Source organism: Microcoleus sp. PH2017_35_SFW_U_B, from assembly GCF_020737865.1.
Classification (GTDB): domain Bacteria; phylum Cyanobacteriota; class Cyanobacteriia; order Cyanobacteriales; family Microcoleaceae; genus Microcoleus.
On the sequence record NZ_JAEQDE010000021.1, the window covers coordinates 227289 to 243278 of the forward strand.

The 15990-nt window shown below is 48.4% G+C and carries 26 protein-coding genes; all 26 read left to right on the plus strand.

Features of this window, described 5'->3' with window-relative positions; genetic code table 11:
- Positions 1–255 precede the first annotated feature (255 nt).
- The 26 genes from rplC to rplQ all read left to right on the plus strand — a co-directional run bounded on the left by rplC (position 256) and on the right by rplQ (position 15990).
- Entirely contained in the window at positions 256–891 is a 636-nt protein-coding gene (rplC, locus tag JGK36_RS02490) for a 50S ribosomal protein L3 (protein WP_293133914.1), read from the plus strand.
- A 137-nt stretch (positions 892–1028) separates the two neighbouring features.
- Positions 1029–1661 carry a 50S ribosomal protein L4 gene (rplD, locus tag JGK36_RS02495; protein WP_293175994.1) on the plus strand — a complete coding sequence of 211 codons (633 nt, stop codon included), beginning with the start codon at positions 1029–1031 and terminating at the stop codon, positions 1659–1661.
- The gene (locus JGK36_RS02500; RefSeq protein WP_293133910.1) at positions 1654–1962 is read left to right on the plus strand and encodes a 50S ribosomal protein L23; all 309 of its coding nucleotides are present in this window, start codon (positions 1654–1656) and stop codon (positions 1960–1962) included. The genes rplD and JGK36_RS02500 overlap by 8 nt, the downstream gene beginning before the upstream one ends.
- A 155-nt stretch (positions 1963–2117) precedes the next feature.
- A complete protein-coding gene (gene rplB, locus JGK36_RS02505; RefSeq protein ID WP_293175992.1) occupies positions 2118–2981 on the plus strand; it encodes a 50S ribosomal protein L2 in 864 nt (287 codons plus the stop codon).
- 131 nt (positions 2982–3112) lie between these two features.
- A complete protein-coding gene (gene rpsS, locus JGK36_RS02510; RefSeq protein ID WP_041623488.1) occupies positions 3113–3394 on the plus strand; it encodes a 30S ribosomal protein S19 in 282 nt (93 codons plus the stop codon).
- Between the two features lie 97 nt (positions 3395–3491).
- Positions 3492–3851, plus strand: coding sequence for a 50S ribosomal protein L22 (gene rplV, locus JGK36_RS02515; RefSeq protein ID WP_193973606.1), 360 nt, complete (start codon positions 3492–3494; stop codon positions 3849–3851).
- Positions 3852–3966: 115 nt separating this feature from the next.
- Positions 3967–4695 carry a 30S ribosomal protein S3 gene (rpsC, locus tag JGK36_RS02520; RefSeq protein WP_293133893.1) on the plus strand — a complete coding sequence of 243 codons (729 nt, stop codon included), beginning with the start codon at positions 3967–3969 and terminating at the stop codon, positions 4693–4695.
- Positions 4696–4800: 105 nt separating this feature from the next.
- A complete protein-coding gene (gene rplP / locus JGK36_RS02525) occupies positions 4801–5220 on the plus strand; it encodes a 50S ribosomal protein L16 (RefSeq protein WP_293175990.1) in 420 nt (139 codons plus the stop codon).
- 136 nt (positions 5221–5356) lie between these two features.
- A complete protein-coding gene (gene rpmC / locus JGK36_RS02530; protein ID WP_293133890.1) occupies positions 5357–5599 on the plus strand; it encodes a 50S ribosomal protein L29 in 243 nt (80 codons plus the stop codon).
- Between the two features lie 71 nt (positions 5600–5670).
- The gene (rpsQ, locus tag JGK36_RS02535; protein WP_293175988.1) at positions 5671–5919 is read left to right on the plus strand and encodes a 30S ribosomal protein S17; all 249 of its coding nucleotides are present in this window, start codon (positions 5671–5673) and stop codon (positions 5917–5919) included.
- A 130-nt stretch (positions 5920–6049) separates the two neighbouring features.
- Positions 6050–6418, plus strand: coding sequence for a 50S ribosomal protein L14 (rplN, locus tag JGK36_RS02540; protein ID WP_193973611.1), 369 nt, complete (start codon positions 6050–6052; stop codon positions 6416–6418).
- Between the two features lies 1 nt (position 6419).
- Positions 6420–6782, plus strand: coding sequence for a 50S ribosomal protein L24 (gene rplX / locus JGK36_RS02545; RefSeq protein WP_293175986.1), 363 nt, complete (start codon positions 6420–6422; stop codon positions 6780–6782).
- Between the two features lie 127 nt (positions 6783–6909).
- Positions 6910–7455, plus strand: a complete 546-nt coding sequence (rplE, locus tag JGK36_RS02550) for a 50S ribosomal protein L5 (RefSeq protein WP_293150725.1) — start codon at positions 6910–6912, stop codon at positions 7453–7455.
- A gap of 23 nt (positions 7456–7478) precedes the next feature.
- Complete coding sequence (rpsH, locus tag JGK36_RS02555) at positions 7479–7883, plus strand: 30S ribosomal protein S8 (RefSeq protein ID WP_194010353.1); 405 nt, start codon at positions 7479–7481, stop codon at positions 7881–7883.
- A 249-nt stretch (positions 7884–8132) separates the two neighbouring features.
- Entirely contained in the window at positions 8133–8681 is a 549-nt protein-coding gene (gene rplF / locus JGK36_RS02560) for a 50S ribosomal protein L6 (protein ID WP_293133866.1), read from the plus strand.
- Positions 8682–8683: 2 nt separating this feature from the next.
- On the plus strand, positions 8684–9046 hold the full coding sequence (rplR, locus tag JGK36_RS02565) for a 50S ribosomal protein L18 (RefSeq protein ID WP_293175984.1): 363 nt from the start codon (positions 8684–8686) through the stop codon (positions 9044–9046).
- 144 nt (positions 9047–9190) lie between these two features.
- Positions 9191–9736 (plus strand): 30S ribosomal protein S5, encoded by a 546-nt coding sequence (gene rpsE, locus JGK36_RS02570; protein ID WP_293175982.1) that lies wholly within the window; start codon positions 9191–9193, stop codon positions 9734–9736.
- Between the two features lie 136 nt (positions 9737–9872).
- The gene (rplO, locus tag JGK36_RS02575; protein WP_293133857.1) at positions 9873–10319 is read left to right on the plus strand and encodes a 50S ribosomal protein L15; all 447 of its coding nucleotides are present in this window, start codon (positions 9873–9875) and stop codon (positions 10317–10319) included.
- Between the two features lie 103 nt (positions 10320–10422).
- A complete protein-coding gene (gene secY / locus JGK36_RS02580) occupies positions 10423–11727 on the plus strand; it encodes a preprotein translocase subunit SecY (RefSeq protein ID WP_293175980.1) in 1305 nt (434 codons plus the stop codon).
- A 5-nt stretch (positions 11728–11732) separates the two neighbouring features.
- Complete coding sequence (locus JGK36_RS02585) at positions 11733–12314, plus strand: adenylate kinase (RefSeq protein ID WP_293175978.1); 582 nt, start codon at positions 11733–11735, stop codon at positions 12312–12314.
- Between the two features lie 413 nt (positions 12315–12727).
- Positions 12728–12952 carry a translation initiation factor IF-1 gene (gene infA, locus JGK36_RS02590; RefSeq protein ID WP_006276978.1) on the plus strand — a complete coding sequence of 75 codons (225 nt, stop codon included), beginning with the start codon at positions 12728–12730 and terminating at the stop codon, positions 12950–12952.
- Between the two features lie 362 nt (positions 12953–13314).
- Positions 13315–13428, plus strand: a complete 114-nt coding sequence (gene rpmJ, locus JGK36_RS02595; RefSeq protein WP_015178722.1) for a 50S ribosomal protein L36 — start codon at positions 13315–13317, stop codon at positions 13426–13428.
- An 88-nt stretch (positions 13429–13516) separates the two neighbouring features.
- A complete protein-coding gene (gene rpsM / locus JGK36_RS02600) occupies positions 13517–13900 on the plus strand; it encodes a 30S ribosomal protein S13 (RefSeq protein WP_293175976.1) in 384 nt (127 codons plus the stop codon).
- Between the two features lie 87 nt (positions 13901–13987).
- Positions 13988–14389, plus strand: a complete 402-nt coding sequence (gene rpsK / locus JGK36_RS02605; RefSeq protein ID WP_265233150.1) for a 30S ribosomal protein S11 — start codon at positions 13988–13990, stop codon at positions 14387–14389.
- A 174-nt stretch (positions 14390–14563) separates the two neighbouring features.
- On the plus strand, positions 14564–15508 hold the full coding sequence (locus tag JGK36_RS02610) for a DNA-directed RNA polymerase subunit alpha (protein ID WP_293133983.1): 945 nt from the start codon (positions 14564–14566) through the stop codon (positions 15506–15508).
- 131 nt (positions 15509–15639) lie between these two features.
- The gene (gene rplQ / locus JGK36_RS02615) at positions 15640–15990 is read left to right on the plus strand and encodes a 50S ribosomal protein L17 (protein ID WP_293133831.1); all 351 of its coding nucleotides are present in this window, start codon (positions 15640–15642) and stop codon (positions 15988–15990) included.

Genomic DNA, 15990 nt, shown 5'->3' on the forward strand with positions numbered 1-15990 from the left:
TCCTAGCCCAAATAAGCAAGACCGACATTAAACTCGGAGATCGAATAGGTAAAAAACCTAGAATCTCAACCCTTGCAAGACTTCCACAAGCTCGCTCCCAAATTTAAAACTCAAATTTTAAACACCGAGGAAAGCTGTTGGTTGATAACAGTTAATTGCAGGAACACTGAAATAGATGTTTCTGCACAAGAGCAAGCGGATTGACGTAAACTTCGCAATCCGAAACCTCTTGCGTAAATAAAAGGAAAAAAATCCGTGTCTGTAGGCATTCTTGGCACTAAACTAGGCATGACTCAAGTGTTTGACGCTGAAGGGAGAGCAATCCCCGTCACCGTCATACAAGCAGGGCCTTGTACAGTAACTCAAATCAAAACTAAACAAACTGATGGCTACACTGCCATTCAGATTGGATACGAAGAAGTAAAACCAAAGGCTCTCAACAAGCCAGAATTGGGACACCTTGCCAAGTCGGGGGCGAATCCATTGCGCCACTTGCACGAATACCGCTTGGAAGATACCAGTTCCTTTGAATTAGGCCAACAAGTAAAAGCAGACGCTTTTACACCGGGACAAATCGTAGATGTCATCGGTACCAGCATCGGTAAAGGTTTTGCAGGCTTTCAAAAGCGCCACAACTTCAAACGCGGCCCCATGTCTCACGGTTCTAAGAATCACCGCGAACCTGGATCGATCGGACCTGGAACCACTCCCGGACGCGTCTATCCCGGTAAAAGAATGGCAGGACGCATGGGCAACGTTCAAGTTACCGTCCGCAAACTGACAATTGTCCGGGTGGATGCAGAGCAGAATTTGTTGCTGATCAAGGGAGCAGTTCCCGGAAAAGCTGGCGCCTTAGTCAATGTTGTTCCTGAGAAAAAAGTTGGGTGGTAGTTATTGGTTATTGGTTATTTGTTATTGGTTATTGGTTATTAGCAACAACTAACAACTAACAATCAACAAATAACAACCAACAACTGACAACTAACAACTAACAACCAACAACTGACAAAGGAAAAAGGACAAAAGATATGGTTAACTGTGTAGTGCGAAATTGGCAAGGCGAAGAAGTTGGAGAAACAACTTTAGAGCTTCGCGTAGCCAAAGAAGAAAATGCGTCTCACATCGTTCACAGAGCCTTGAGACGGCAAATGGTCAACGCCCGTCAAGGGAATGCTTGCACCAAAACTCGATCGGAAGTTAGAGGCGGCGGCCGCAAACCCTGGCGTCAAAAAGGCACAGGTCGAGCCAGAGCAGGTTCGATCCGTTCTCCGTTGTGGCGGGGCGGCGGTGTCATCTTCGGACCGAAACCCAGAGACTTTGAAGTCAAAATGAACAAAAAAGAACGCCGTCTCGCTTTGCGGACAGCATTCTTTAGCCGTACCGAAGACATCATTGTGGTTGAAGAATTTGCAGAGCAATTTCCGAGACCGAAAAGCAAAGAATTGCTAAGTGCGATCGCCCGTTGGGGTATCGAAGCCCATAAAAAAGTTCTGTTAATCTTGCCAGAACCGCAACTCAACGTTTACCTGTCAGGACGCAACATCGAATTAGTCAACGTCATCTTGGCAACTTCTCTGAATGTTTACGACGTTCTCGCGGCTGACAAAATAATCGTCACCTCTACAGCCATAGCAAAAATTCAGGAGATTTACGGTGAGTAAAATCGACCCCCGCGACTACGCAGATTTGATCCAGCGTCCGATTCTCACCGAGAAAGCTACCCGAATGATGGAATTAAATCAATTCACATTTGACGTAGCGCCAAAAGCGACCAAGCCTCAAATCAAAGCTGCAATCGAAGAACTATTTAAGGTCAAAGTCATTGGCGTCAACACCCAAAACCCGCCGCGAAAAAAGCGCCGAGTAGGTAAATTCGTCGGCTTTAAACCTTGCTACAAGCGAGCAACAGTAACTCTGCTAGACGGAGACTCGATCCGCAAACTCCTATTCCCAGAAGTTTAGCCAATTTTGGATTTTAGATTTTAGATTTTAGATTCCAGTTAACTGATGCAAACTTCCTATCCAGGAAACTCGCAAGTTAACTTAATCCCAAATCTAAAATCCAAAACTGTCAAGTCCAAAATCCCAAGTCTAAAATCTAAAATCTAAAAGCGATTATGGGCATTCGTTCTTACCGACCTTATACCTCCAGCACCCGGGAACATACCGTCTCGGACTTCGCTGAGATTACCAAGTCAGAGCCTGAAAAGTCTCTAACTAGCAACAAGCACACCAAACAAGGCCGCAACAACCGAGGCGTCATTACCTGTCGCCACCGGGGAGGCGGTCACAAACGGCTTTATAGAACGATCGACTTCCGCCGCGACAAACACAGCATTCCTGCTACCGTCAAGGCGATCGAATATGACCCCAACCGCAACGCCCGCATCGCCCTTTTGTTCTACAAAGACGGCGAAAAACGGTACATCCTGCACCCGCTCAACTTAAACGTCGGTACAGTAATTGTCTCAGGCCCAGACGCGCCGATCGAAATTGGCAACGCCCTACCCCTGAAGAACATTCCCCTCGGTACCAGCGTCCACAACGTCGAGCTAGTACCAGGAAAAGGCGGACAAATCGTCCGTTCCGCAGGCTCCAGCGCTCAGCTAATGGCAAAAGAAGGTAGCTACGTCACCCTCAAACTGCCATCCGGCGAACAACGGAAAGTCCGCGCCGACTGCTACGCTACGATCGGTCAAGTTGGCAACACAGACGCCAGAAACATCAGCCTCGGTAAAGCAGGCCGTACCCGCTGGAAAGGTCGCAGACCAACCGTTCGCGGTAGTGTAATGAACCCGGTGGATCACCCGCACGGTGGTGGCGAAGGCAGAGCGCCCATCGGGCGTCCGGGGCCTATGACTCCTTGGGGCAAACCAGCATTGGGTGCCAAAACTCGAAGCAAAAACAAGCGCAGCGACGCTTTAATCGTCCGGCGCCGTCGCAAATCTTCCAAGCGTGGGAAGGGCGGCAGACAAAGTTAAGGAAGAAGGAAGAAGGAAGAAGGAAGAAGGAAGAAGGAAGAAGGAACAACGAAAAAGTTGTCCGTACTCTTTTATTCCTGCAACTTTCTTCCCTATTCAATTCCAACTACTAATTACTAATTACCAAAACCATGTCTCGATCGTTAAAAAAAGGCCCATTTGTCGCAGATCATCTGATGACAAAGATTGAAAAACTCAACGCCGCAGGCCAAAAACAAGTAATTAAAACTTGGTCGCGATCTTCCACAATCCTGCCTCAAATGGTAGGTCACACGATCGCAGTTCACAACGGCAGACAGCACGTCCCAGTCTACCTGACAGACCAAATGGTAGGTCACAAACTCGGAGAATTCTCCCCCACTCGCACCTTTAGAGGTCACGCGAAAAGTGGTGATAAAAAGGCGAAAAGATAGCCAAATTAGGTGACAGGTAATAGGTAATCGAAATTTTTTCATTCAATTACCAATTACCTTTTTCCCAATTGCCAATTACCTACTTACCCAAATCGAAATGGTTATAGATACCACATCCGAAATTAAGGCGATCGCCCGTTACATCCGGACATCGCCCTTCAAAGTGCGCCGAGTCCTCGACCAAATTCGCGGCAAAAGCTACCAAGAAGCGCTGATTTTACTCGAATTCATGCCCTACCGCGCCTGCGAACCAATCGTTAAAGTTTTGCGATCGGCAGTAGCCAACGCCGAACACAACGCAGGATTGGACAAAACCAAGCTCGTAGTCTCTCAAGCTTACGCAGACCAAGGCCCAGTCCTCAAACGCTTTAGACCCCGCGCTCAAGGTCGCGCCTACCAAATTCGCAAGCCAACTTGCCACATTACGGTAATAGTTGCTCCGCTTTTAGAAGACTAAACCACGGAAAAACGTAATAGGTAATAAACAGCTTAAAGTTGACCAAAAATCGGTAATCATCAATTACCAATTACCAGTTACCAATTACGAATTACCAATTAACTCATCAAATATTATGGGCCAAAAAATACATCCAATTGGTTTTCGTCTCGGCATTACCCAAGAGCACCGCTCTCGCTGGTTTGCTGACCCGAAAAACTATCCAGAACTCTTGCAAGAAGACTTCAAAATTCGCAAGTACGTCCGCAAAACCCTCAGTAATGCTGGTATTTCCTCGGTCAGAATTGAGCGCAAAGCCGATCAAATCGACCTAGAAGTCTTCACCGCCAGACCAGGCGTAGTCGTAGGCCGTGGCGGAGCAGGTATCGAAACTTTGCGCGTCGGTTTGCAGCAGCAACTCGGCAACAACCGCCAAATTCGCATCAACGTCGTTGAAGTTCAGCGCGTAGACGCCGATGCCACACTGATCGCAGAATATATCGCCCAGCAACTAGAACGGCGCGTATCCTTCCGCCGAGTAGTCCGCCAAGCAATCACCCGCGCTCAAAAAGTCGGCATTCAAGGCATCAAAATTCAAGTTAGCGGACGCCTCAACGGCGCAGAAATCGCCCGTACAGAATGGACGCGCGAAGGCCGAGTCCCCTTGCACACCCTGCGGGCCGACATCGACTATTCCTACTGCACCGCTCAAACCATCTACGGTATTCTCGGGATTAAAGTTTGGGTTTTCAAAGGCGAAATTATTCCCGGACAGGAACAAGAAGCCGCACCAAATGCAGCCGTGCCCCGCACCAAACAAAAGCGCCGCCGTCAGAACTTTGAAGATCGATCGAACGAAGGCTAACAGTCAATTGACAATTGACAGTTGACAGTTGACAGTTGACAGATCCCGGGCGAGTAAGTTCGTGCTGTCCGCTATACCGATTACCAATTACTGAATTCCCCAGTCATGTTAAGCCCTAAAAGAACAAAATTCCGCAAACAACAGCGCGGGCGAATGAGCGGTATTTCCACCCGCGGCAGCTCAGTTAGCTTTGGCGACTTTGCCCTCCAAGCCGTCGAACCAGCCTGGATCACTTCCCGCCAAATAGAAGCCGGACGGCGTGCCATGACCCGCTATATCCGCCGGGGTGGCAAAATCTGGATTCGCATTTTCCCCGACAAACCAGTCACCCAGCGCGCAGCAGAAACCCGGATGGGTTCTGGTAAAGGCGCACCGGAATTTTGGGTGGCCGTCGTCAAACCCGGTCGGATCATGTTTGAAATTGGTGGCGTCACTGAAGAAATTGCCCGCGAAGCAATGCGTTTGGCATCTTTCAAATTACCGATTAAAACCAAGTTCATCACCCGCGAAGAAAGCCCGTCATAGTGGCGATCGAAGGTAGAATTAGGTCTGCATTCGTCAGAAATTTAAAATCTGGCACGTACAACTTTTTTTCCCTTCGGTCTTCAGCATCAGAAAGAATTCTGTCTTCACTAGACCGCTAACGATAAAGCACACAACTATGTCTTTGACCAAGATTAAAGAAGCTAGAGAATTAAGCGATGCAGCAGTAGCAGAGCAAATTTTAGCCGTCAAGCGCCAACTAATGGACTTGCGGCTTCAGCAAGCTACCGGCCGCATGGAAAAGCCTCACCTGTTCAAGCACGCCAAACACCGGCTGGCTCAATTAATGACAGTTGAACGCGAACGCCAAATCGCTGCTGAGGCAGCTCTCAAGTCTGCTCCCACCGCAGTCAGCGAGTAGTTAGCAGCAGCCGAGCCGAGGTTCGCACAGTAGTTCAAAAAAACTCAATTGCACAACAACAATAGGTAGGTATGGCAGTTAAAGAACGAGTTGGCGTAGTAGTCAGCGACAAAATGAACAAAACCGTCGTGGTAGCGATCGAAAACCGCTCCTCCCACACCAAATACGGCAAAATCGTAGTCCGCACCAAGCGCTACAAAGCTCACGACGAAGAAAATAAGTGCAAATCGGGCGATCGTGTCCGCATCACTGAAACTCGCCCTCTGAGCAAAACCAAACGCTGGACGGTTGCTGAGATTTTCGGTGCAACAAAGGGTTAACAGTTAATTTCTAATTGCTCGCGTAGTGCGATCGGCTTTCTCGATCGATCGACCCTGTGATTAACCATCAATTAGCAGCAATTAGCACTTAGCAGTTAGCAAGCATCAAATTACCTTTTCCCCAATCACCATGATTCAACCCCAGACATACCTCAATGTCGCCGACAATAGCGGAGCCCGCAAGCTCATGTGCATCCGCGTATTGGGAGGCGGCAACCGTCGCTACGGCGGAGTCGGCGATGTCATCATTGCCGTCGTCAAAGACGCCATCCCCAATATGGCAGTCAAAAAATCCGATGTCGTCAGAGCCGTCATTGTCAGAACCCGCAAAGCCTTGCGTCGCGACAGCGGCATGAGCATTCGTTTTGACGACAATGCAGCCGTGATTATCAATCCCGAAGGCAACCCCAAAGGCACTCGCGTTTTCGGCCCAGTAGCCCGCGAACTGCGCGACAAAAACTTTACTAAAATCGTTTCCTTAGCCCCAGAGGTACTTTAAAATGTACGGAAAAAAGGGTAAACCAACTAGCGAACCGCAGCGCTACAGAATGCACGTCAAAGCAGGCGACACCGTGCAAATAATTACTGGCAAAGAGAAAGGAAAAGTCGGACAAATCTTAAAGACATATCCTAAAGTCAGCAAAGTAATTGTTAAAGGCGTAAATATCCGAACCAAGCACGTCAAACCCCAACAAGAAGGGGAATCGGGAAAAATCGTCACCTTTGAGGCTCCCATTCACAGCTCAAATGTGATGCACTATTCCGAAAAAGAGAAAGTCGCCAGCCGCGTCTGCTATACATTTAGTGAAGACGGCCGCAAACTGCGACAACTCAAAAAAACCGGAGAAATCCTCGATAATTAGTCATTAGTCCTCAGTCATTAGTCATTAGTCCTTAATTGGCAACTAACAACTGACAACTATCAACTGACAACTGACAAAGAACAATTCCCTGACCAAGCCCAGGGACAGTTAACGAAACACCAAAACTATGCCGGACAAACTCAAAGTTCTTTATCAAGGTAAAATCGTTCCCACACTGATGGATCAGTTTAAATATACTAATATCCATCAGGTTCCCAAACTTATCAAAGTTACCGTTAACCGCGGTTTGGGAGAAGCTTCTCAAAATGCTAAGGCACTGGATTCGTCGCTGAATGAAATTGCCATCATCACCGGACAAAAACCAGTGGTGACTCGCGCGAAAAAAGCGATCGCAGGCTTCAAAATCCGCAAAGGAGTACCAGTCGGCGTGATGGTGACGCTGCGGGGCGATCGGATGTACGATTTTCTCGATCGGCTCATCAACCTCGCACTCCCACGCATCCGCGACTTCCGCGGCATCAGTCCCAAAAGCTTTGACGGGCGCGGCAACTACAGCTTGGGTCTGAGAGAACAGCTAATCTTTCCAGAAATAGAATATGACCGCATCGATCAAATTCGAGGCATGGACATTTCAATTATCACCACAGCAAACACCGACGAAGAAGGACGCGCCTTGCTCAAAGAAATGGGAATGCCCTTCCGGGACAACTAAGCAGTAGAGTAAGGATCTTTCACATGGCAGCTAACGATACCATAGCAGATATGTTGACGCGCATTCGCAATTCTTGCATGGCGCGCCACCAAACAACACAAATTCCAGCTACAAAAATGACCCGTAGCATCGCCCAAGTTCTCAAAAACGAAGGCTTTATCAGCGAATTTGAAGAAGCAGAACCAGAAGGCGTAAAGCGAACTATAGTGCTTTCTCTAAAGTACAAAGGTAAAACTCGCAAGCCCATTATCACGGCACTTAAGCGAGTCAGCAAACCAGGACTGCGCGTTTACTCGAACCGCAAAGAACTGCCCAGAGTATTAGGCGGAATTGGCATTGCCATTATCTCCACCTCCAGCGGCATTATGACCGATCGAGAAGCTCGACGCCAAGGTTTAGGCGGTGAAGTGCTTTGTTATGTTTGGTAGTCATTAGTCATTAGTCATTAGTCAGTCGATTTTAGATTTTAGATTAACTTGCAGCATTCAATCTGCAAGCTTAAACAAAAGTCTAAGATTTGGGGATTATCCACTCATGAGTGTCGGCGAATTGTACTTGTTTATTACGAGTCATTAATCACGCATACCATGGAAAAACACTCAAAAGTCGATCGCTAAAGACTAATAACTAGATACTAATAATCAAACACTAAAAACTAAAAACAAAGGACAAAAACTATGTCGCGAATTGGCAAGCGTCCGATTAGCATCCCCACAAAAGTCACCATCACCCTAGACGGTCAAAAAGTAGCCGTCAAAGGCCCTAAAGGTGAACTTTCCCGAGTAATCCCCGCCGAAATCCTCCTAGGAATGGAAGGCGAGACTTTACTCGTTACCCGCCGGGACGAATCTCGCGTCGCCAGACAATTGCACGGCCTCTGTCGCACCCTTGTCGCCAACATGGTCGAAGGTGTATCCCAAGGCTTTCAGCGTCGTCTGGAAATTATCGGCACAGGTTATCGGGCACAGGTTCAAGGACGGAACCTGATTTTAAACGTCGGTTACAGCAAGCCCGTTGAAATGCCTCCTCCAGAAGGCATCACCATGGCAGTTGAAGGCAACACCAACGTCATTGTCTCCGGTATTGACAAAGAACTCGTAGGCAACACAGCAGCCCGCATCCGCGCGGTGCGTCCGCCCGAAGTTTACAAGGGCAAAGGCATTCGCTACAGCGGCGAAGTCGTCCGGCGCAAAGCTGGTAAAACAGGCAAAACAGGTAAGAAGTAACAATGAAGCTTACTCGCAAAGAATCAGTCCACCGCAGACACCGCCGCGTGCGGCGCAAGGTATTCGGCACCGCCGAACGTCCCAGATTAGCGGTATTTCGATCGTCCAATCACATCTACGTCCAGGTAATCGACGACACGGCACAGCACACTTTGGCTGCTGCGTCAACCCTCGATCCAGAATTGAAAGCCGAACTCAGTTCGGGAGCCAACTGCAACGCCAGCACCCAAGTCGGTCAGTTGATTGCCAAACGGTGTTCCAGCGCTGGCATAGTCAAAGTCGTATTCGATCGCGGAGGCAACCTCTATCACGGTCGCGTTAAAGCCCTCGCCGACGCAGCTCGCGAAGCCGGGTTAGACTTTTAGGAAGAAGCAAGAAGGAAGAAGGAAGAAGGAAGAAGGAAGAAGGAAGAAGGAAAAGAGAATCTATAACAAAATTCTTAATTCCTAATTGTTAATTTCTCTATACCAACTACCAATTACTAATCCTCAATTCCCCAAGGACAAAACATGGCAGAACAAAAAGAACAGCGCAACAAGAAAAAAAGCAATAACAACAAAGGGCGCGAAAAAGAATCCGAATGGCAAGAACGGGTTGTTCAGATTCGTCGCGTTACCAAAGTAGTTAAAGGCGGTAAAAAACTCAGCTTCCGCGCCATAGTCATTATCGGCAACGAACGCGGTCAAGTTGGAGTGGGAGTCGGCAAAGCTAGCGACGTAATCGGTGCCGTTAAAAAAGGCGTCGCTGACGGCAAAAAGCACCTAATTGAAGTTCCCCTCACCAAATCAAACTCCATCCCTCACCCGATCAACGGTGCAGGTGGCGGAGCCAAAGTTATGATGCGTCCAGCAGCACCCGGAACCGGGGTAATTGCAGGGGGAGCAGTGCGAACTGTTCTCGAACTAGCAGGAGTCCGCAACATCTTAGCCAAACAGCTAGGTTCAGGAAATCCTTTAAACAACGCTAGAGCCGCAGTCAACGCCCTTTCCACTCTTCGCACCTTATCCGAAGTTGCTCAAGAGCGCGGAATTCCAGTAGAAAACCTCTACGGTTAAGGACTAGGGAACTGGAAATTGTCAGTTTTGAGTATTAAGTATTGAGTTTTGAATAAAAATCTTTCATTCCTCAAAACTCAAAACTCAAAACTACCAATTACCAATTACCAATTACCAATTACCAACTATCAAAACTATGAGATTGCAAGACGCCCGACCAAAAGCGGGTTCCACAAAACGCCCGCGTCGCTTGGGTAGAGGTATTTCTGCCGGTCAAGGCGCGAGTTCCGGTAAAGGGATGCGCGGTCAAAAAGCTAGAGCCGGTAGCGGCACTAGACCCGGTTTTGAAGGTGGTCAAAATCCTCTTTACCGCCGCCTGCCCAAGCTGAAGAGCTTCCCTTTAGTGAACCGGAAAGAGTACACTACCATTAATGTAAGTAAATTAGCATCACTGCCAGCAAACACAGAAGTTACTCTCACCTCTTTGATCGAAGCAAAAATTGTCACTACTGACGACGGGCCGCTGAAAATCTTAGGAGATGGCGAACTGAATGTGGCTCTGCAAGTGCGCGCGGCGGCCTTTACCGCAGGTGCTCGCACCAAAATTGAAGCCGCCGGCGGAAGTTGCGAAGTAGTTGCGTGAAGATTTGAGGTTTGAGAGTTTGTCCAAATCTCAAATCCTCTCTTCTTGCTATCAGAAAATGATTTAGTCGAAAATCCCAAATCTAAAATCCAAAATCGTAACTATGGACGTTAGTAAAGAGAAAGCGCCAACTGCACAAGAGACGTTCATGCAGATGGCTCAAGCTGCTGGTTTGCGGGGCCGCATCCTCGTCACCATTGGCTTATTGATTTTAGTGCGCCTGGGTGTTCACTTGCCAGTCCCCGGCATCGATCGCGCCGCCTTTGCCCAAAACGTCCAAAATAGCCCTTTAATTGGCTTTTTGGACTTGTTTTCAGGAGGCGGGCTGTCAGCTTTGGGGATTTTCGCGCTGGGGATTTTGCCCTACATCAATGCTTCAATTATTGTGCAACTCCTAACTGCGGCTCTGCCAAGTTTAGAAGATATGCAGAAAAATGACGGCGAAGCAGGGCGGCGCAAGATTTCTCAAATTACTCGCTACGTTTCTTTGGGCTGGGCTATTCTGCAAAGCATTGGCATTGCGATTTGGGTCAGCCCTTTTGCTCAGACTCCATCGGCTTTTTTCATCCCCCAGACTGCTTTGGCTCTGACAGCAGGGTCGATGTTTGTGATGTGGATATCGGAAGTGGTGACGGAGCGAGGTATTGGAAACGGAGCATCACTGTTGATTTTTATCAACATTGTGTCGGTTTTACCGCGCTCTTTGGGACAAACTTTTGAATTGGCTCAAAGTGGCGACACGCAAGTTGTCGGCCGCGTAGTTGTTCTGCTGCTGGTCTTTTTGGTGACGATTGTCGGGATTGTTTTTGTTCAGGAAGGTACTCGCCGCATTCCGATTATTTCTGCCCGCCGCCAAGTCGGTCGCAAAGTTTATCGGGAGAGTCGCAGTTATCTACCCCTGCGCTTGAATCAAGGCGGAGTGATGCCGATTATTTTTGCATCTTCGGTGTTGATTGTGCCTTCTTTCCTTGCTCAGTCTCTCAATCAGCCGTTTTTGGTTCAAGTTGCTAATGTGTTGAGTCCGAACGGCCCTGCGCCTTGGGCTTACGCGCTGTTTTATCTGACTTTGATTCTGTTCTTCAGCTATTTCTACGCTTCGTTGATTGTCAACCCCGTAGATATGTCTCAGAACTTGAAGAAAATGGGTGCCAGTATTCCTGGGATTCGTCCCGGTCAGAAAACCAGCGATTATGTGGAGAAGGTTTTGAACCGTTTGACTTTCTTGGGAGCGATTTTTCTCGGTCTGGTAGCTATTGTACCAACGGCTGTCGAAAGCGCGATCGGCGTCCAAACTTTTAGAGGGTTTGGTGCAACTTCCCTACTGATTCTAGTGGGTGTGGCGATCGAAACTGCCAAGCAAATTCAAACTTACGTCATCTCCCAGCGATATGAAGGAATGGTGAAGTAATCGCAATGCAATTGATTTTTATGGGGCCTCCAGGGGCGGGAAAGGGAACTCAGGCTCAGGTTTTAGCCGCTCTCTGGAAAATACCCCACATTTCTACGGGTGACATCCTTCGCGCCTGCGTGGTGGCGAAAACTCCCTTGGGTGTAAAAGCTAAATCCTACATGGATGCTGGTGAGTTGGTTCCCGACGAGTTATTGATGGATATCGTCCAAGAACGCATGAATGAACCAGATGCTGGTGCGGGCTGGATTCTCGACGGATTTCCCCGTACTGTGGCGCAGGCAGCGTTTTTTGACAAACTGCTGTGTGATGTTGGTACTGAGGGAAGTAAGTCTGGAAAGGATTGCGATCTGCGAGCTGTCAATTTGGACGTACCTGACAATGTTTTGGTGACTCGCCTGCTGTCGCGGGGCCGCCAGGATGACAATGAGGAGACGATCCGGCGCCGGTTGCAAGTTTATCGCGAGCAAACTGAGCCTTTGATTGAGTTTTATAGCGCTCGCGAACAGTTAGTTGCGGTTGATGGCGATCGCGATATGGAAGTAGTCACCGCAGAACTGCAACAAGCGCTCTCTGGCGACTCTTGAACCCTCGCAATACAGCTTGTTACTCACCAGCTTTTGCTAAGATATGTTAACTAGGAGCTTTTTGTGCTATCAGGTTTTGTGAGGGTTGCTAGAAACAGGATTGAACTCGATTTTACTTGCTACAACTTTACTCAAGTAAAGCTGAAGCAAGGGGTTAATTGAGTCAAGCAGTCGATCGAGTTACCCGAATTATTGCCCCGTTCGCCTTCAACCCGCCCAAAACGGATACAAGCCACCGACAATCGTCGAGATCCCAAATTTTAGACCGAAGTTCCTGCTCCTTTGATGCATCTGTGGAGTAAATCTAAAATCTAAAATCTAAAATCGGCCGCTCCTTACTTGGTAAATAGGTTTTGAAGCAAACGCTGGGACACTCCTAGTTAATCAAATGTAGAGTTGAGGTAAATACCAAATTGTCTAAGCAAGATTTAATTGAAATGGAAGGGACAGTGACGGAATCACTGCCGAATGCGATGTTTCGCGTTGACCTAGATAATGGGTTTAACGTGCTAGCTCACATTTCCGGCAAGATCCGCCGCAACTACATCAAAATTCTGCCTGGCGATCGCGTCAAAGTTGAATTAACTCCCTACGACTTGACCAAAGGCAGGATTACTTATCGCCTTCGGAAAAAATAGGCTTAGATAAAACTTTCTAAAAACTAATTCTAAGTTTAATTAGAGAGAATTTGGTAAAAAGCTTCAAATTTATGCTATAATGCTACGTTTGTAGTGTTGCCGAGAAGGGCGTCAACAACCCAGCGGCGTACCGGGTTAAGTCATTGCTACGCCGTTTAAGTATCGATCGCCAACATTCTGGCGCAAGCGAACTTTACCCAGCAATGGGAGTGGGTGCAAGCGATCTCCTTCAAAAAACAACCCGCACTTTATACAATTTAATCGAGGAGAGGCCTACACCTTGCCCAGCCTCTCCTCCCACCGCTCTACGGGCCAGCGTGCGTGCTCTCCGGTAGAGCGGGGTTCTCCAGGCAGGAAGAAAGATGAAAGTTCGAGCATCTGTCAAAAAAATTTGTGAAAAATGTCGCGTCATCCGCCGTCGCGGTCGAGTGATGGTGATATGTACTAACCCGAAACACAAACAGCGCCAAGGTTAGAAAACGGGAAAATTGGGCTGGGCAATGCACGCAGGTGCTGCCTAATTCAATATTGTAGCCAAATAGGAAAACTAGGGAGACAAAAAGTGTGGCACGGATTGCCGGTGTAGACCTTCCACGCGATAAGCGCGTCGAAATAGGTCTGACATACATTTACGGAATAGGTCTGTCGCGGGCCCAAAAAATTATCGCTGCAACAGGCGTAAATCCTGACACTCGCGTCAAGGATTTAACAGAGGCCGACGTGACTACTCTACGGGCTCATGTAGAAAGCACCTACCAAATCGAAGGAGACCTCCGGCGCTGGGAGTCAATGAACATCAAGCGCCTGATGGATATCGGGACTTACCGCGGTCGGCGTCACCGTTTGGGTCTGCCGGTGCGGGGTCAACGAACCCGTACCAACGCCAGAACCCGTCGCGGCGTCCGCCGTACAGTGGCGGGCAAGAAAAAAGCACCGTCCAAGAAATAACAGCAGTTTGCAGGAAATTTATGTTCCTGCTGACTGTTTCCCCGCCTTTGGGGAGAGTAATTCAATGAAAACGATAAAGAGACTAATATGCCGCCACGACAACAAACAGGCAAGAAATCTGGTGCAAAAAAGCAGAAGCGTAACGTACCGAATGGGGTAGGCTACATCCAGTCTACCTTTAACAATACGATTGTGACTATTACCGACCTAAATGGCGAAGTAATATCCTGGGCATCAGCAGGTTCCAGCGGTTTCAAAGGAGCTAAAAAGGGTACTCCCTTTGCAGCTCAAACAGCAGCAGAAAGTGCAGCCCGCAGAGCCAATGACCAGGGAATGCGCCAAATAGAAGTAATGGTAAGCGGGCCGGGAGCAGGTCGAGAAACTGCAATTCGGGCCTTGCAAGGGGCGGGACTGGAAATTACCCTGATTAGAGATGTTACCCCAATTCCTCACAACGGCTGTCGCCCTCCCAAGCGGCGTAGAGTCTAAAACGATTTGAGATTTTAGATTTTAGATTTTGGATATTGGCTAACTGCTTAAAGTCAAAAACTAATGGTTCTAACTGTTGCCCCGTCCATCCAAAATCCGAAATCCGTTCAGGGGTATGCTCTGCAATCTAAAATCCAAAATCAAAAATCCAAAGTGGAAAAGGGAGGTCACTCCGTGGCGCAGTTTCAAATTGAATGTATAGAGTCTAACACTGACAAAGACCGCAGTCAGTACGGAAAATTTGTTCTAGAACCGCTCGATCGCGGTCAGGGAACAACTGTTGGGAATGCGCTCCGGCGAGTTCTGCTGTCAAATTTGGAAGGAACAGCAGTAACTTCAGTCCGCATCGCGGGCGTCAATCACGAGTTTGCCACGATCGAAGGGGTACGTGAGGACGTTCTGGAAATTCTCCTGAACATGAAAGAGGTTGTTCTAAAAACTCATTCCCAGCAGCCACAAATCGGTAGGTTGCGGATTGAGGGGCCAGTTACAGTTACTGCCGATCGATTCGATTTGCCCTCTGAGGTGGAATTGATCGATAAATCGCAGTACATTGCGACTCTCTCACCGGGATCTGTTCTGGAAATGGAATTCAGAATTGAAAAAGGCATCGGATATCGAGCAGTAGACCGCAGTCGCGATGATGGGTCGGCTTTGGATTTTCTCCAAATTGACGCCATCTTTATGCCGATTCGCAGAGTCAACTACAGCGTGGAAGATGCTCGGCTCGGTGGCAGTTCTGAGAAAGACCGGCTGGTTATGGAAATCTGGACTGATGGCAGCGTGACTCCTCAAGAAGCTCTGAGTCAATCTGCACACATCCTGGTAGATTTATTTGCACCTCTCAAAGACATCACCCAAGATTCTCTCAAACCCGAGTATCCAGGTGAGGCCGATCCTACGAGCCAAATTCCGATCGAAGAATTGCAGTTGTCAGTCCGGGCTTACAACTGTCTCAAGCGGGCTCAGATCAACTCAGTTGCAGACTTATTGGATTATACCCAAGAAGACTTGCTCGAGATTAAGAACTTCGGGCAGAAGTCCGCAGAAGAAGTGATTGAAGCTTTACAAAAACGCTTGGGCATTACTTTGCCACAGGAAAAATCAGCTAAAAGTTAATCAACGGGTAACGGGTAAAAAAGTTCTGCATTTTCAGTGCGTGAGTTCTTCAGAACCAAGAAGAATTCACCCCCGAGTTCGCAGACTGTCTATCCCCGCGCCCAATTACCAATTACCAATTACCAACTGCTATGCGTCACCGCTGTCGCGTCCCCCAACTAAACAAACCGGCTGACCAGCGCCGCGCCATGTTGCGCTCGCTGACCACCGAATTAATCCGCCACGGTAAAATCACTACCACTCTCGCCCGCGCCAAAGCGCTGCGTCCAGAAGCGGACAGAATGATTACCTTGGCCAAAGATGGCTCCTTGGCCGCTCGCCGGCAAGCTATGGGCTATATCTATGACAAACAGTTAGTACACGCCTTGTTTGAGGCTGCCCAAGAACGGTACGGCTCGCGCAACGGGGGCTACACCCGCGTAGTGCGAACTGTCCCCCGCCAAGGAGACAATTCCGAAATGGCGATCGTTGAACTGGTTTAA

Bases quoted from the DNA above. Each gene is read 5' to 3' on its own strand.
- rplD (WP_293175994.1), top strand. From the start codon at position 1,029: ATGGTTAACTGTGTAGTGCGAAATTGGCAAGGCGAAGAAGTTGGAGAA.
- rplB (WP_293175992.1), top strand. From the start codon at position 2,118: ATGGGCATTCGTTCTTACCGACCTTATACCTCCAGCACCCGGGAACAT.
- rpsS (WP_041623488.1), top strand. From the start codon at position 3,113: ATGTCTCGATCGTTAAAAAAAGGCCCATTTGTCGCAGATCATCTGATG.
- rplV (WP_193973606.1), top strand. From the start codon at position 3,492: ATGGTTATAGATACCACATCCGAAATTAAGGCGATCGCCCGTTACATC.
- rpsC (WP_293133893.1), top strand. From the start codon at position 3,967: ATGGGCCAAAAAATACATCCAATTGGTTTTCGTCTCGGCATTACCCAA.
- rplP (WP_293175990.1), top strand. From the start codon at position 4,801: ATGTTAAGCCCTAAAAGAACAAAATTCCGCAAACAACAGCGCGGGCGA.
- rpmC (WP_293133890.1), top strand. From the start codon at position 5,357: ATGTCTTTGACCAAGATTAAAGAAGCTAGAGAATTAAGCGATGCAGCA.
- rpsQ (WP_293175988.1), top strand. From the start codon at position 5,671: ATGGCAGTTAAAGAACGAGTTGGCGTAGTAGTCAGCGACAAAATGAAC.
- rplN (WP_193973611.1), top strand. From the start codon at position 6,050: ATGATTCAACCCCAGACATACCTCAATGTCGCCGACAATAGCGGAGCC.
- rplX (WP_293175986.1), top strand. From the start codon at position 6,420: ATGTACGGAAAAAAGGGTAAACCAACTAGCGAACCGCAGCGCTACAGA.
- rplE (WP_293150725.1), top strand. From the start codon at position 6,910: ATGCCGGACAAACTCAAAGTTCTTTATCAAGGTAAAATCGTTCCCACA.
- rpsH (WP_194010353.1), top strand. From the start codon at position 7,479: ATGGCAGCTAACGATACCATAGCAGATATGTTGACGCGCATTCGCAAT.
- rplF (WP_293133866.1), top strand. From the start codon at position 8,133: ATGTCGCGAATTGGCAAGCGTCCGATTAGCATCCCCACAAAAGTCACC.
- rplR (WP_293175984.1), top strand. From the start codon at position 8,684: ATGAAGCTTACTCGCAAAGAATCAGTCCACCGCAGACACCGCCGCGTG.
- rpsE (WP_293175982.1), top strand. From the start codon at position 9,191: ATGGCAGAACAAAAAGAACAGCGCAACAAGAAAAAAAGCAATAACAAC.
- rplO (WP_293133857.1), top strand. From the start codon at position 9,873: ATGAGATTGCAAGACGCCCGACCAAAAGCGGGTTCCACAAAACGCCCG.
- secY (WP_293175980.1), top strand. From the start codon at position 10,423: ATGGACGTTAGTAAAGAGAAAGCGCCAACTGCACAAGAGACGTTCATG.
- JGK36_RS02585 (WP_293175978.1), top strand. From the start codon at position 11,733: ATGCAATTGATTTTTATGGGGCCTCCAGGGGCGGGAAAGGGAACTCAG.
- rpmJ (WP_015178722.1), top strand. From the start codon at position 13,315: ATGAAAGTTCGAGCATCTGTCAAAAAAATTTGTGAAAAATGTCGCGTC.
- rpsK (WP_265233150.1), top strand. From the start codon at position 13,988: ATGCCGCCACGACAACAAACAGGCAAGAAATCTGGTGCAAAAAAGCAG.
- rplQ (WP_293133831.1), top strand. From the start codon at position 15,640: ATGCGTCACCGCTGTCGCGTCCCCCAACTAAACAAACCGGCTGACCAG.